Below are 12998 nucleotides of genomic sequence, written 5' to 3'. Positions count from 1 at the left end.
TCGCCCGGGTCGGGGGTCAGTCGTCGAAGGGGTCGTCCGTGGACTCGCCGGGGATCGTGATGGTCGCCGCGTCCTCCACGGGGTCGTAGCGGATCACGGTGCCGTCGTCGAGCTCGACGACGGGCTTCCGCTCGAGCCAGGTGAGCGTCCAGCGCCACTGCGAGGTGTCGGTCGCGAGCGCGACGACGTCCTGCTCGACCGTCTTCACGGCGAGCAGCACGACCTCGGGCAGGTCAGCCGGGGCGATGCCGCCGACGGGCCAGCGGGTGCCGAGCTGCATCAGACGTCCTGCTCGTAGGTGACCCACGTGGTGCGGCGGGCGACCCGATCGTAGAGGCGCTGCGCGTCGGCGTTGTCCTCGGCGGTGATCCACCGGAGCATGCCGGCGCCGTCGCGGCGCGCGACCTCGGCGACCGCGCCGAGCAGCTTCTCGCCGACGCCCTGGCGGCGCGAGATCTCGCGCACGTACAGGTCGTCGACCAGCAGGCCGTCGGTGCCGCGCGCGAGGCGCGAGAAGCGGTGGAAGTGCGCGAGGCCGACGAGGGCGCCCTCGTGGGCGTCGTCGACCGCGACGAGCGCGGAGCTCGCGTGCCGCTCGTCGATGAGGTGGCTCCACGCGAGGACAGCGTTCTCGTCGGTCAGCTCGGTGCCGTAGAACTCCGCGTAGCCCGCGAACAGGTCGAACCAGGGGAAGAAGTCGCCGTCGCGGACGGGGCGGATCGAGATGGTCATGCGTCGGTCTCCTCGTGCTGCTCGGCGGTCGCGAGCGTGATGCGGGTGACGGCGGGGCCGTCCCCCTCGGTGAAGGTCAGGTCGGTGATGCGGCCCACGGCGCGGAGGTCCCGCGCCACGAGCTCGAGCGAGCGGATGTCCTCGGGCGACGCGGAGACGACGGCCTCGGCGACGGGCGTCTTCTGCGAGGCCTTGGCGTCGGTCTTGGCGCGGCGGATCCCCACGAGCGCGCGACCCGCGAGGGCGAGCAGCCGCGGGTCGGCCGCGCCGCCGGTCGCCGGGGCGTCCGGGTTCGGCGCGGTGGGCCAGGCGGCGGTGTGGATCGAGCCGTCGTGCGACCAGCTCCACGCCTCCTCCGCCGCGAACGGCACGAAGGGCGCGAACAGGCGCAGGAGCACGTCGAGGGCCTCGCGGAGCGCGGCGACCGCGGATCCCCGGTCGGCCGGATCGGCGTCCGCCGAGTAGGCGCGGTCCTTGACGAGCTCGAGGTAGTCGTCGCAGAACGTCCAGAAGAAGCTCTCCGTGACCTCGAGCGCGCGGGCGTGGTCGTACTCCTCGAGCGCCGTGGTGGCGGTCTCGACGACCTCGGCGAGGGCCGCGAGCATCCCGACGTCGATGGCGTGGGTGGCGCGGGCGCCCTCCGGGGCCTCGAAGGAGAGGATGAACTTCGCGGCGTTGAGGACCTTGATCGCGAGCCGGCGGCCGATCTTGATCTGCGTCGGGTTCTGCGGGTCCATCGCGGCGTCGACGCCGAGGCGCGCGGACGCGGCCCAGTAGCGCACCGCGTCGGAGCCGAACTGCTCGAGCGTGGCCGCGGGGGTGACGACGTTGCCCTTGGACTTCGACATCTTCTTGCGGTCGGGGTCGAGGATCCAGCCGGAGATCGCGGCGGTCGTCCAGGGCGCCGCTCCGTGCTCCAGCTCGGCCCGGAGGACGGTGGAGAAGAGCCACGTGCGGATGATGTCCTGGCCCTGCGGGCGCATCGAGAACGGGAAGACGAGGTCGAACAGCTCCGGGTCGCGCTCCCACCCGCCCGCGAGCTGCGGGGTGAGGGAGGAGGTGGCCCAGGTGTCCATGACGTCGAGCTCGCCCTGGAAGCCGCCGGGGACGCCGCGCTGGTCCTCGGAGTAGCCGGGGGCGGGATCCGACGACGGGTCGACGGGCAGCTGGTCCTCGGTGGGCGTGATGGCCCTCTCGAACTCCGGGTTGCCGTCGGCGTCGAGCGGGTACCAGACGGGCAGCGGCACGCCGAAGAAGCGCTGGCGGGAGACGAGCCAGTCGCCGTTGAGGCCGCCGACCCAGTTCTCGTAGCGCACGCGCATGAAGTCGGGCACGAACGCGATCTCGCGGCCGCGGGAAAGGAGGCCCGCGCGCAGCTCCTCGTCCCGGCCGCCGTTGCGGATGTACCACTGGCGGGTGGAGACGATCTCGAGGGGCTTGTCGCCCTTCTCGTAGAACTTCACGGGGTGGGTGATCTTGCGCGGATCGCCGATGAGCTCGCCGGAGGCCGTGAGGAGCTCGACCACGGCGGCCTTCGCGGAGAAGACGGTCTTGCCGGCGAGCATGGCGTACGCCTCGCGGCCGGCCTCCGACGTGATCGCGGCGGGCGCCTCGGAGACGATGCGGCCGTCGAAGCCCACGATCGCGCGGTTCTCCAGCTGCAGCTCGCGCCACCAGACGACGTCGTTGAGGTCGCCGAAGGTGCAGACCATGGCGATGCCGGATCCCTTGTCGGGCTGCGCGAGATGGTGCGCGAGCACGGGCACCTCGACGCTGAAGACCGGAGTGGTGACGGTGGTGCCGAACAGGCCCTGGTAGCGCTCGTCATCCGGGTGCGCGACGAGGGCGACGCACGCGGCGAGGAGCTCGGGGCGCGTGGTGTCGATGATCACGTCGTCGCCGTCCGGGCGGTGGAACGCGAGGCGGTGGTAGGCGCTCGGCTGCTCGCGGTCCTCGAGCTCGGCCTGCGCGACCGCGGTGCGGAAGGTGACGTCCCACAGGGTGGGCGCGTCGGCCTGGTAGGCCTCGCCGCGGGCGAGGTTGCGGAGGAACGCGCGCTGCGAGGCGACCTGCGCCTCGGCGCCGATGGTCCGGTAGCTCTGGCGCCAGTCGACGCTCAGGCCGAGCGCGCGGAAGAGGTCCTCGAACTGCTTCTCGTCCTCCTCGGTGAGGCGCTCGCAGAGCTCGATGAAGTTGCGGCGGGAGATGGGCTGCTGGTCGCCCGGCTTCGACGTGCCGCCGGTCTCGGCCGGCTGGTACGCCGGGTCGTAGGGGAGCGTCGGGTCGCAGCGGACGCCGTAGAAGTTCTGGACGCGGCGCTCGGTGGGGAGCCCGTTGTCGTCCCAGCCGAGCGGGTAGAAGACGCTCTCACCGCGCATGCGGCGGTAGCGGGCGATGACGTCGGTGTGCGTGTAGCTGAAGACGTGGCCGATGTGCAGGGACCCGCTCGCCGTGGGCGGCGGGGTGTCGATCGAGAAGACGGTGCCGGTGGCGGCCTCGTCGCGGCGGAAGTCGTACGTGCCGTCGGCCTGCCAGCGCTCGCCCCACTTGGCCTCGAGGCCCTCGAGGGCGGGCTTGTCGGGGACCCGGGCGACCTGTCCGGTCGTCTCCTGCGCGGTGTCCGGACGTCGTTCGTCAGCCATGCGTGCTCCGGTTCCCTCGATGTGGACGGCACCGTGTCGATGGTGAGGTGCCTTCTGTGCGGGATCCAGGCTACCGGATGGGGGCGCGGCGGCCGGATGCGGGGGCGGAGGCGCCCCCGCGTGAGGCCGCCGGTCTCAGTCGGAGGCGGTCGCGGCGGCCTCGCGGAAGCGGCGGCGCATGGCGTGCACGCGGTCCGTCAGCTCCGCGGGAACGCGGCCGCCGAAGCGGGCGAAGTGGGCGTCCACGGCGTCGAGCTCCTCGAGCCAGAGCTCGGGATCCAGCGACAGCAGCTCGTCGAGCGCTCCCGCCGCGAGCTCGAGACCGGCCACGTCGATGTCCTCCGCCCGGGGCAGGCCGCCGACGGGCGACGGGCGGACGGGCACGCGGCCGTCCAGCCGCCGCACGATCCACTCCAGCACGCGCGCGTTCTCGCCGAAGCCGGGCCAGAGGAAGGTACCGTCCTCGCCCTTCCGGAACCAGTTGACCTGGAAGACGCGGGGCGCGCCCGCGCCGAGGCCTCGCCCCACCTCGAGCCAGTGCCGCCAGTGGTCCGCCATGTCGTAGCCGCAGAACGGCTGCATCGCGAAGGGGTCGTGGCGGAGCTCGCCGACCCGGCCCTCGGCGGCGGCCGTCCGCTCGGACGCCATGGTCGCCCCGACGAAGACGCCGTGCTCCCAGTCGTCCGCCTCCGCGACGAGCGGGACGTTCGTGGCGCGGCGCCCGCCGAAGAGGATCGCGTCGACCACGACGCCGTCGGGGTCGTCCCAGTCGTCGGCGAGCGACGGGCACTGCTCCAGGCCCACGGTGAAGCGCGCGTTCGGGTGGGCGGCGGGTGCGCCGGAGGCGGGCGACCAGGGCTGCCCCCGCCAGTCGACGAGACCGGCGGGCGGCCTCGGCGTCATGCCCTCCCACCACACGTCGCCGTCGGGGCGGATGGCGACGTTCGTGAAGATCGCGTTGCCCCACACGGTCGCCATGGCGACGGGGTTCGTGGACTCGCCCGTGCCGGGCGCCACCCCGAAGAGCCCGCGCTCGGGGTTCACGGCGCGGAGGCGGCCCTGCGCGTCCGGGCGGAGCCAGGCGATGTCGTCGCCCAGCGTCTCGACCGTCCACCCGGGGATCGTCGGGGTGAGCATCGCGAGGTTGGTCTTGCCGCACGCCGACGGGAACGCGGCCGCGACGTGGAAGCGGCGGCCCTCGGGGCTCGTGATCCGGATGAGGAGCATGTGCTCCGCGAGCCACCCCTCGTCGCGCGCCATCACCGAGGCGATCCGGAGCGAGAAGCACTTCTTGCCGAGCAGCGCGTTGCCGCCGTAGCCCGAGCCGAACGAGATGATCTCGCGGGCCTCGGGGAAGTGGCAGATGCGCTTGTCGGCGTTGTGCGGCCACGGCACGTCGGCCGTGCGGCGGCCGCGGTCGTCCACGAGCGGCGCGCCGAGGCCGTGCAGCGCGCGGACCCACGCGGTGTCGGGTCCGATGAGGCGCAGCGCATCGTCGCCCATCCGGGTCATGAGCGCCATGCTCGCCACGACGTAGGGGCTGTCGGTGATCTGCACGCCGAGCTGCGAGATGGCGCCGCCGAGCGGGCCCATGGAGAAGGGGACGACGTACAGGGTGCGGCCCCGCATGGATCCGGCGAGCAGCGCGTCCAGCTCGGCGCGCGTCCGCGCGGGGTCGCGCCAGTTGTTCGTGGGGCCGGCGTCGGCGGGATCCGCGGAGCAGATGAAGGTGCGGTCCTCGACGCGCGCGACGTCGGCCGGGTCGCTCCGCGCGAGGAAGCTGTGCGGGCGCCACTCGGGGTTCAGCCGGATGAGGGTTCCGGCGTCGACCATCTCGCGCGTGATGCGGTCGTACTCGGCGACGCTGCCCGTGCACCAGACGACGCGGTCGGGGCGGGTGAGCCGGGCGACGTCGGCCACCCACTCCGCGATGCGCGGGTCGCGGCAAAGCGCGGGGGCGGTAGCGCCGGGCGGGAGCGGGACGGCGTCGGGCCCGGCGGCCCGGGGTGCGGGCGAGGCGGCGGCGGCGCGTGCGCGGCCGGCGGCGGTGGCGGGTGGTGCGGCCTGGATGGTGGTCATGGATCCGTCCCCTTCGATCGGTCTGTCGTTCCAGCGTGCGACCCGTCAGGATGGGGTTCGGGGATCCGTCTGCGTGAAGATCCGCGGATGTTCACGGAGAGGTGAAGGAATGGACCAGCTCGTCATCGGCCGGCGCATCCGGCACGCGCGGAAGGGCGCCGGGCTCACGCTGCAGGCGCTGGGGGAGCGGGCGGGGATCCTGCCGAGCCAGCTGAGCATGATCGAGAACGGCCGGCGCGAGACGCGGCTGTCGACGCTCGGGCGGATCGCGGGCGCGCTCGGCGTGGACGTCATACACCTGCTCGCGGCGGACGCGCCGGACGCGCGCTCGGCCCTCGAGATCGAGCTCGACCGGGCGCAGCGCTCGTCGCTCTACGGCGCGCTCGGGCTGCCGGCCGTGCCCGCGAGCCGCGCGCTCCCGCAGGAGACGCTGGAGGCGCTCGTGGGTCTCCACCGCGAGCTGGCGCGGCGCGCACGCGAGTCGATCGCGACGCCCGAGGAGGCCAGGCGGGCGAACACCGAGCAGCGGCTCATGATGCGGCAGCAGGACAACCACATCCCCGCCATCGAGGAGCTGGCCGAGCGGATGCTCGCGGACGTCGGCCACCGGAGCGGCGCCCTGTCGCACCGCAGCGTCAGCCGCATGGCCGAGGGGCTCGGGTTCGAGCTCATCTACGTGGACGACCTGCCGCGATCGACGCGCTCGGTCACCGACCTCGGGGAGGGGCGGATCTACCTGCCGCCCGCGTCCATCCCCGGCGGCCACGGCCTCCGCTCGATGGCCCTGCAGGCGATGGCGCACCGCGTGCTCGGGCACGAGGAGCCCGCGAGCTACGCGGACTTCCTGCGGCAGCGGCTGGAGATCAACTACTTCGCGGCGGCGTGCCTCATGCCGTTGACGCAGTCGGTCGCGTTCCTCTCCGAGGCCAAGGCCCGGCGCGACCTCGCGGTGGAGGACTTCCGCGACGCGTTCGGCGTGACGCACGAGGCGGCCGCGCTCCGGCTCACGAACATCAGCACCACGCACCTCGACCTCCGCGTGCACTTCCTGCGCGTGGGCGGCGACGGCGCGGTCTACAAGGCGTACGAGAACGACGGCCTGCCGCTGCCCGTCGACGTGACCGGCGCGGTCGAGGGGCAGCCGGTGTGCCGCGAGTGGGCGGCGCGCGGCGCGTTCGACCGCACGAACCGCACGACCGAGTTCCACCAGTACACGGACACGCCCGCGGGGACGTTCTGGTGCTCGACGCAGACGGGATCCACCTCCGAGGGCGAGTACTCCATCTCCTTCGGCGTGCCGTTCGGGCACGCGAAGTGGTTCCGGGGACGCGAGACGACGGCGCGCAGCGTGTCGCGGTGCCCGGACGAGTCGTGCTGCCGGCGCGCGGATCCCGAGGACGCCGGCCGGTGGCGCGACCGGGCCTGGCCGAGCGCCCGGCTGCACGCGCACATCCTCGCGCCGCTGCCGCGCGGCGCGTTCCCCGGGGTGGACGACCGGGAGCTGTACGCGTTCCTCGACCGGCACGCCGGGGAATGACGCCGGGCGCCGGGCCGGTCAGCGCGGCGCGGCGTCCGGATCCAGCCGCGGGACGGCGGCGAGCAGCGCCCGGGTGACGGGGTGCGTCGGGCGCGTGAGCACGTCGTCGGCGGAACCGCGCTCCACGATCCGGCCGTCGGACATGACGGCGACCTCGTCGCTCATGTGCGCCACGACGCCGAGGTCGTGCGAGATGAGGAGGAGGCCGAGGCCGAGGCGCCGCTGCAGCTCGTCGAGGAGGTCGAGCACCTGCGCCTGCACGGCGATGTCGAGGGCGGAGACGGGCTCGTCGCAGATCAGCACGTCGGGGCGGGCCGCGAGGGCGCGCGCGATGGCGACGCGCTGCCGCTGGCCGCCCGACAGCCGCGCAGGACGTCGGCGGAGGAGCGCCGGCTCGAGGCCCACCTGCGCGAGGAGCGTGGCGGGGGAGTCGAACGCGCGGGCGCCGCGGAGGCCCGCGACGGCGAGGGCGTCCTGGAGGACGCGGTCGACGGTCCAGCGCGGGTCGAAGGACGCGAGCGGGTCCTGGTAGACGGCGCCGACGCGCGCGCGGCGGCCGCGGCGCTCGCGCTCCGGGATGCCGCTCCACGGCGCGTCGTCGAGCGTGACGACGCCCGCGTCCGGCTCCTCGAGCGCGAGCAGGAGGCGGGCGACCGTGGTCTTGCCCGACCCGGATCCGCCGACGAGGCCGAGCGTGCGGCCGCGGCGCACCTCGAGGGAGACGTCGTCGACGGCCGTGCGCGCGGATCCGGCGGGACCGCGAAAGGAGCGGGTGACGCCCGTGGCGCGGAGGACGACCCGGTCGTCGGCGTGCGGCGCGGCGCTCGCGGCGGGGGCCGCTGCGGCCGCGTCGATGCGGGCCTCCGACAGCGCGACGCCGCGCGGGACGCCCGTCGGCACCGCGGCCACGAGCGCGCGCGTCCGGCGGTGGGCCGGCGCGCGGAGGACGTCCGCGGTCGGGCCCTCCTCGACGACGCGGCCGTCGTGCATCACGGCGACGCGGTCGGCGAGGCGGGCGACGACGGCGAGGTCGTGGCTGACGAGCAGGGTGGCCTGGCCGCGCGTGCGCAGGTCGGCGAGCAGGTCGATGATGCGCGCCTGCACGGTCGCGTCGAGCGCGGTCGTCGGCTCGTCGGCGACGAGCAGCGGCGGATCCATCGCGAGGGCGGCCGCGAGCAGCGCCCGCTGCCGGAGCCCGCCCGAGAGCTCGCCGGAGCGCTGGTGCACGCGCGTCGCGGGGTCCGGCATGCCCACGCGCTCGAGCAGCTCGAGGACGCGCGCCCGACGCGCGCGGGGGTCCCGCATCCCGTGGATCCGGAGGGCGTCGCCGATCTCGCGGCCGATGGGGCGGAGCGGGTCGAGCGAGGAGAGCGCGTCCTGCAGCACGAGGCCGACGCCGGATCCTCGGACGCGCCGCCACGCGCGGGGACCGGCGGCGCGCAGGTCGCGGCCGCCGATCTCCAGCACGTCGGCCCGGACGTCGGCACCGGCGCCCGCGAGGCCGAGGAGGCTCCTCGCGGTGACGCTCTTGCCGGAGCCGGACGTGCCGACGAGCGCGAGGCACTCGGCGGGCGCGATCCGCAGGGAGACGCCGTGCACCACGGGGACGCCGTCGAAGGACACGCGGAGGTCCTCGACGCGCAGGGCGGGCGGCGTCGGGGTCGCGCCGGGCACGGATCCGCCGCTCACGACGCGCGCACCCGTCGCTCGAGCGCCCGGCCGAGCACGGTCGACGCCGTCGCGGTCAGCACGATCATGAGCCCGGGCACCACCGTCAGCCAAGGCGCGGAGCCGATGTAGGTGCGGCCGGCCGCGAGCATCGCGCCCCACTCGGGATCCGGCGGCACCGTCCCCAACCCGAGGTAGCTGAGCGACGAGGCCCACACGATGGCCTGGCCGACGCCGAGCGTCCCGAGCACGAAGAGGGGCGCGGCCGTGTTCGGCAGGATGTGCCGCGCGAGCACCACGAGCGGCGGGCGGCCGAGCACGGTCGCCGCCTCCACGTACGCGGAGCGGCGCACGGACATGACCCGGCCGCGGATGATGCGCGCGTAGCCGGGCGCGGCCGAGATCCCGACGGCGAGGGTGGCGCTGCCGATGCCGGGGCCGAGGATCACGATGAGGAAGAGGGCGAGCAGGAGGCCCGGGAACGCGAAGACGACCTCGATCACGCGGTTGACGGCGAAGTCGGCGACGCGACCCAGGAGCGCGGCGGCGAGCCCGAGGACCGCGCCGAGGCCCAGGCCGATGGCCGTGGCGCTCACGCCGATCACGAGGCTGGGGCCCGCGCCGTGCACGACGCGCGTGAGCACGTCGCGACCGGACTCGTCGGTGCCGAGCAGGTGACCGGCGCCGGGAGGACGGAACGCCTCGGCGGGCGCGATGGCGAGCGGGTCGCCCGGCGCGACGAGCCCGGGGGCGAGGGCGGAGACGAGGAGCGCGAGCACGACGATCGCGGCGCCCGCGGTGCCGGCCACGGCCAGGATCCGGACCGGGGGGCGCGACGGCGCGGCGGCGAGGAGCGTCGCGGCGCGGGGGTCGCTCATCGGGCGGCCGCCGGCGCGTCGGCCGCTGCCGCGGGGTCGGCCACGGGCGCGACGCCCGCGGGGACCGGAGCGGCCGCGGGCACGGGCCCGGTGCGCGCGTCGACGAGCCGCGGGTCGACGATGCGCGCGAGGAGGTCCGTCACGGCCGTGAGCACGATGTAGACGACCGCCACCACGAGCACCACGCCCACGATGACGGGCACGTCCCGGCTGGTCACGGCCGAGAGCGCGGTGCGGCCGAGGCCGGGGCGGGCGAAGATCTGCTCGACGACCACGGCGCCCGAGATGAGGAAGCCGAACGCCCAGCCGGACAGCGCGATCCCGGGGGCGGCCGCGTGCCGCAGGGCGTGCCGCAGCCGCACGCCCGCCTCGGACTCGCCGCGCGCCCGTGCCGCGAGCGCGAACGGGGAGTCGAGCGCGTCCAGCAGCGCCTCGCGCATGATCTGCCCGAGGAAGCCGGCCAGCGGGATCGCGAGCGTGAGGACGGGGAGGACGAGGCCCGCGGGCGACGATCCGCTCACGGCCGGCAACCAGCCGAGCCCGGTGGAGAAGACGAGGATCAGCACCACGCCGATCCAGAAGTGCGGGAGCGACGCCGCGACGATCTCGACGCCGGCGCCCAGCGCCCCGGCGATGCGCCCCGCGCCCGAGGAGACGAGCGCGAGGCCGAGCGCGAGGATCCACGCGACCGCGAGCGCGAGCACGGCCAGTAATAGCGTGTCCGGCAGCTGCCGCGCGAGCACCGCGACGACGTCCTCGCGCAGCGCGTACGACCGGCCGAGGTCGCCCTGCGCCAGGCGGCCGAGCTGCGCGAGGTACTGCACGAGGAGCGGCTGGTCGAGCCCGTACTCGGCGCGCACCGCGGCGACCGCCTCGGGCGGCGCCTGCGACCCGGGGCCGCCGAGGATCGCCTGCGCGGGATCTCCCGGGATCAGCCGCACCGCGAGGAACGTGACGGTCGCGACCGCCCAGAGGACGAGGACCGCGCCGCCGATCCGGGCCCCGACGGCGCGCAGCGGCGCGGATCGACGGGAGCCGGACGCGCGGACAGCGCGGCCGCGCCTCACCGGGCGAGCCAGGTGTCGTACAGCGTCGGCGTGGAGACCGACGGCAGGGCCCGGAGGCCCTGGACGGCGGTGCCGTGCAGGAAGTGGTTCTGCTGGTCGTAGAGCGGCAGGATCCAGTACCCGGCCATCACGCGCTGCTGCACGTCGGCGTAGAGCGCGTTCCGCCGGTCGAGGTCGGTCGTGGCGCGCGCCTCGGCGAGCGCCTGGTCGATCTCGGGCACCGACACCTTGGCGTGGTTGGCGAAGTAGCCGCTCGGCGCGGGCGTGATGCCGGAGGTGTCGTAGAGGATCCGCAGGACGTCGGGTCCGGCCTTCGTGTACGGCGCGCTGACGAGCTCGTACGCGTCGTCGCCGAGCGCCTCGTACCAGGAGCCGAGGTCCATGGGCTCGAGCTGCACGTCGAAGCCGACCTGCTTGGTGGTGGCCTGGATCTGCTCGAACAGCGACTGCTCGGCGGGGATCGACTGGTTGGTGCTCACGGGGAAGCGGAGCGTGAGGCGCGTGCCGTCCTTCGTGCGGATCCCGTCGGCGTCCTTCGCGGACCAGCCGGCCTCGTCGAGGAGCGCCGCCGCGCGGTCGGCGTCGATGCCGAAGAGGTCGGGGTCGGAGACGGCGGCCGGCTCCGTGCTCGCGAGCGGCGAGTACGAGCGCTCGGCGGTGCCCTGGAAGAGCGCGGTGATCCCCGCGTCGACGTCGGCCGAGCGGATGAAGGCCTCGCGCACGCGCTCGTCGTCGAAGGGCGCCTGGCCCGAGTTCAGCTCGATGCGGTTCGAGGCGCCGGGCCGCGGCGCGTCCAGCTCGCCGAGCGCGCCGCCCGCCGTGGCCGAGGCGATCGCGTCGGGCTGCGCGTTGTCGATCACGTCGACCTCGCCGCTCTGCAGCGCCGCGTAGCGGGAGGCCGCGTCCGGCAGGAAGCGCCAGTCGATGCGCTCGAGGTACGCGGGGCCGGTGTGCGCCGCGTCGGCGGGCGGCGACGAGTAGGCGTCGTTGCGCACGAGCGAGATGGACTGCTGGCGGTCCCAGCGCTCGACGCTGAACGGGCCGGTGCCGATGGGCTGCGCGCAGTTCGCGTCGGTGCCGCGGGCGATCCCGGCGGGCGACTCCATGGCGAGCCAGGGCTGCGACAGGGACTCGAGCAGCGCGCTGTCCGGGGTCGAGAGGGTGAGCTGCACGGTGTCGGCGTCGACCGCGGTCGCGTCGGCGATCGCCTGCAGCGCGAGGTAGCCCGTAGAGGAGAGCGTCGCGGGATCCTGCACGTGGCGGATGTTCGCGACGACGGCGTCCGCGTCGAACGGCGTGCCGTCGGTGAACGAGACCCCCTGGCGCAGCTCCAGCGTGAGGCCGAGCCCGTCGTCGCTCCAGGTCCAGCTGTCGGCGAGCCACGGCGTGATCCCGCCCTTCCCGTCGAGGGAGACGAGCGGCTCGAGGAACTGGGAGGAGACGAGCGCCTGCGGGTAGTTGCCGCCGACGTGGGGGTCGAGGCACTCGGGCTCGGCGTCGCCGGACGCGTAGACGAGCGTGCCGCCGGAGACGGGGGTGGTCGACGCCTCGGGTTCGGCCGAGGTGCAGCCGGTGAGGGCGAGGGCGGTCGCGGCGATGACGCCGAGGCCCGCGAGGGCGCGGGTGCGCGAGGTGGGGATCATGGGGGCTTCCGATGTGCGCGCCGCTGCGGGCGCTGGTGCGGGTGTTTCTGTACCGAGTCCAACAATACGCGGAAGCAGCCGCTCCGGTGCGCCAGGATGGGCGCATGACCTCCGCCCGTCCCGCCGGCCGTCCGCGCCGCTCGTCGCGCGCGACGCTCGAGGAGGCCGCGGCGGAGCTGTTCCTCGAGAACACGTACGCCGCGACGACCGTCGAGCAGATCGCCCAGCGCGCCGGCGTCAGCCGCGCCACGTTCTTCAACTACTTCGCCTCCAAGGCCGACCTGCTGTGGGCGGGGCTCGACGACACCCTGCGCGCGTGCGGCGACGCCCTCGCGTCAGCGGACGCCGGCGGCTCGGTCGTCGACGGCGTCGTCGACGCGGTGATCGGCGCCGCCCGCTCCCGGGGCGAGGGCTGGCTGCCGCTCGCTCTCACGCAGCACGAGGTCATGGGGCTCGGCGCCGACGTCGCGGGCGAGGGCGTGGCCCGCGCGGCGCCGCTCGTGGATCCCGTCGCGCAGGCCATCGCGCGCGCGTCCGGCCGCCGGGCCTCCGCGGCGCCCGTGCGCGTCGCGGCCGCCGTGATCGCCGCCGCGACGGCCGCCGCGGTCGTCGCGTGGGCCGGGGACGGCGTGGGCCGCGGGCCGCTCGAGGACGCGGTCCGCCGCGCGCTGGATCCGCTCCGCCCGGCCCTCGACGCGACCCTCGGGTGACGTGCGGCGCGCGCCCCGTCCACCTGTCAAGACGGGCGATGA

General features: G+C 75.0%; 10 protein-coding genes. 2 read left to right on the top strand and 8 right to left on the bottom strand.

Annotation, left to right across the window (positions count from 1 at the left end):
* Positions 1–16: 16 nt before the first annotated feature.
* The 4 genes from FGI33_RS05915 to FGI33_RS05900 all read right to left on the bottom strand — a co-directional run bounded on the left by FGI33_RS05915 (position 17) and on the right by FGI33_RS05900 (position 5453).
* Complete coding sequence (locus tag FGI33_RS05915; RefSeq protein ID WP_119434177.1) at positions 17–280, bottom strand: hypothetical protein; 264 nt, start codon at positions 278–280, stop codon at positions 17–19.
* The gene (locus FGI33_RS05910) at positions 280–732 is read right to left on the bottom strand and encodes a GNAT family N-acetyltransferase (RefSeq protein WP_119403319.1); all 453 of its coding nucleotides are present in this window, start codon (positions 730–732) and stop codon (positions 280–282) included. Before FGI33_RS05910 ends, FGI33_RS05915 begins: the two co-directional genes overlap by 1 nt.
* Entirely contained in the window at positions 729–3374 is a 2646-nt protein-coding gene (valS, locus tag FGI33_RS05905; protein WP_237582378.1) for a valine--tRNA ligase, read from the bottom strand. Before valS ends, FGI33_RS05910 begins: the two co-directional genes overlap by 4 nt.
* A gap of 135 nt (positions 3375–3509) precedes the next feature.
* A complete protein-coding gene (locus tag FGI33_RS05900) occupies positions 3510–5453 on the bottom strand; it encodes a phosphoenolpyruvate carboxykinase (GTP) (protein ID WP_237582377.1) in 1944 nt (647 codons plus the stop codon).
* Between the two features lie 109 nt (positions 5454–5562).
* Between FGI33_RS05900 and FGI33_RS05895 the strand changes: the two genes are divergently transcribed.
* Positions 5563–6990, top strand: coding sequence for a helix-turn-helix transcriptional regulator (locus tag FGI33_RS05895; RefSeq protein WP_237582376.1), 1428 nt, complete (start codon positions 5563–5565; stop codon positions 6988–6990).
* 18 nt (positions 6991–7008) lie between these two features.
* On the opposite strand, the gene FGI33_RS05890 is transcribed toward FGI33_RS05895, so the two are convergent.
* The 4 genes from FGI33_RS05890 to FGI33_RS05875 are packed head-to-tail and all read right to left on the bottom strand — an operon-like array spanning position 7009 to position 12246.
* A complete protein-coding gene (locus tag FGI33_RS05890; RefSeq protein WP_237584024.1) occupies positions 7009–8679 on the bottom strand; it encodes a dipeptide ABC transporter ATP-binding protein in 1671 nt (556 codons plus the stop codon).
* On the bottom strand, positions 8676–9536 hold the full coding sequence (locus FGI33_RS05885; protein ID WP_237582374.1) for an ABC transporter permease: 861 nt from the start codon (positions 9534–9536) through the stop codon (positions 8676–8678). Before FGI33_RS05885 ends, FGI33_RS05890 begins: the two co-directional genes overlap by 4 nt.
* Complete coding sequence (locus tag FGI33_RS05880; RefSeq protein WP_237582373.1) at positions 9533–10603, bottom strand: ABC transporter permease; 1071 nt, start codon at positions 10601–10603, stop codon at positions 9533–9535. Before FGI33_RS05880 ends, FGI33_RS05885 begins: the two co-directional genes overlap by 4 nt.
* Complete coding sequence (locus FGI33_RS05875) at positions 10600–12246, bottom strand: ABC transporter substrate-binding protein (protein WP_119435329.1); 1647 nt, start codon at positions 12244–12246, stop codon at positions 10600–10602. The genes FGI33_RS05880 and FGI33_RS05875 overlap by 4 nt, the downstream gene beginning before the upstream one ends.
* A 104-nt stretch (positions 12247–12350) precedes the next feature.
* Between FGI33_RS05875 and FGI33_RS05870 the strand changes: the two genes are divergently transcribed.
* The gene (locus FGI33_RS05870; RefSeq protein WP_204586278.1) at positions 12351–12956 is read left to right on the top strand and encodes a TetR/AcrR family transcriptional regulator; all 606 of its coding nucleotides are present in this window, start codon (positions 12351–12353) and stop codon (positions 12954–12956) included.
* Positions 12957–12998: the final 42 nt, after the last annotated feature.

Source organism: Clavibacter phaseoli (genome assembly GCF_021922925.1).
GTDB lineage: Bacteria > Actinomycetota > Actinomycetes > Actinomycetales > Microbacteriaceae > Clavibacter > Clavibacter phaseoli.
This window is presented reverse-complemented; position numbering and strand designations above follow the sequence as displayed.

Excerpts from the sequence above, each read along its gene's own strand:
- FGI33_RS05915 (WP_119434177.1), bottom strand. The coding sequence starts at position 280 with ATGCAGCTCGGCACCCGCTGGCCCGTCGGCGGCATCGCCCCGGCTGAC.
- FGI33_RS05910 (WP_119403319.1), bottom strand. The coding sequence starts at position 732 with ATGACCATCTCGATCCGCCCCGTCCGCGACGGCGACTTCTTCCCCTGG.
- FGI33_RS05875 (WP_119435329.1), bottom strand. The coding sequence starts at position 12,246 with ATGATCCCCACCTCGCGCACCCGCGCCCTCGCGGGCCTCGGCGTCATC.
- valS (WP_237582378.1), bottom strand. The coding sequence starts at position 3,374 with ATGGCTGACGAACGACGTCCGGACACCGCGCAGGAGACGACCGGACAG.
- FGI33_RS05895 (WP_237582376.1), top strand. The coding sequence starts at position 5,563 with ATGGACCAGCTCGTCATCGGCCGGCGCATCCGGCACGCGCGGAAGGGC.
- FGI33_RS05900 (WP_237582377.1), bottom strand. The coding sequence starts at position 5,453 with ATGACCACCATCCAGGCCGCACCACCCGCCACCGCCGCCGGCCGCGCA.
- FGI33_RS05870 (WP_204586278.1), top strand. The coding sequence starts at position 12,351 with ATGACCTCCGCCCGTCCCGCCGGCCGTCCGCGCCGCTCGTCGCGCGCG.
- FGI33_RS05885 (WP_237582374.1), bottom strand. The coding sequence starts at position 9,536 with ATGAGCGACCCCCGCGCCGCGACGCTCCTCGCCGCCGCGCCGTCGCGC.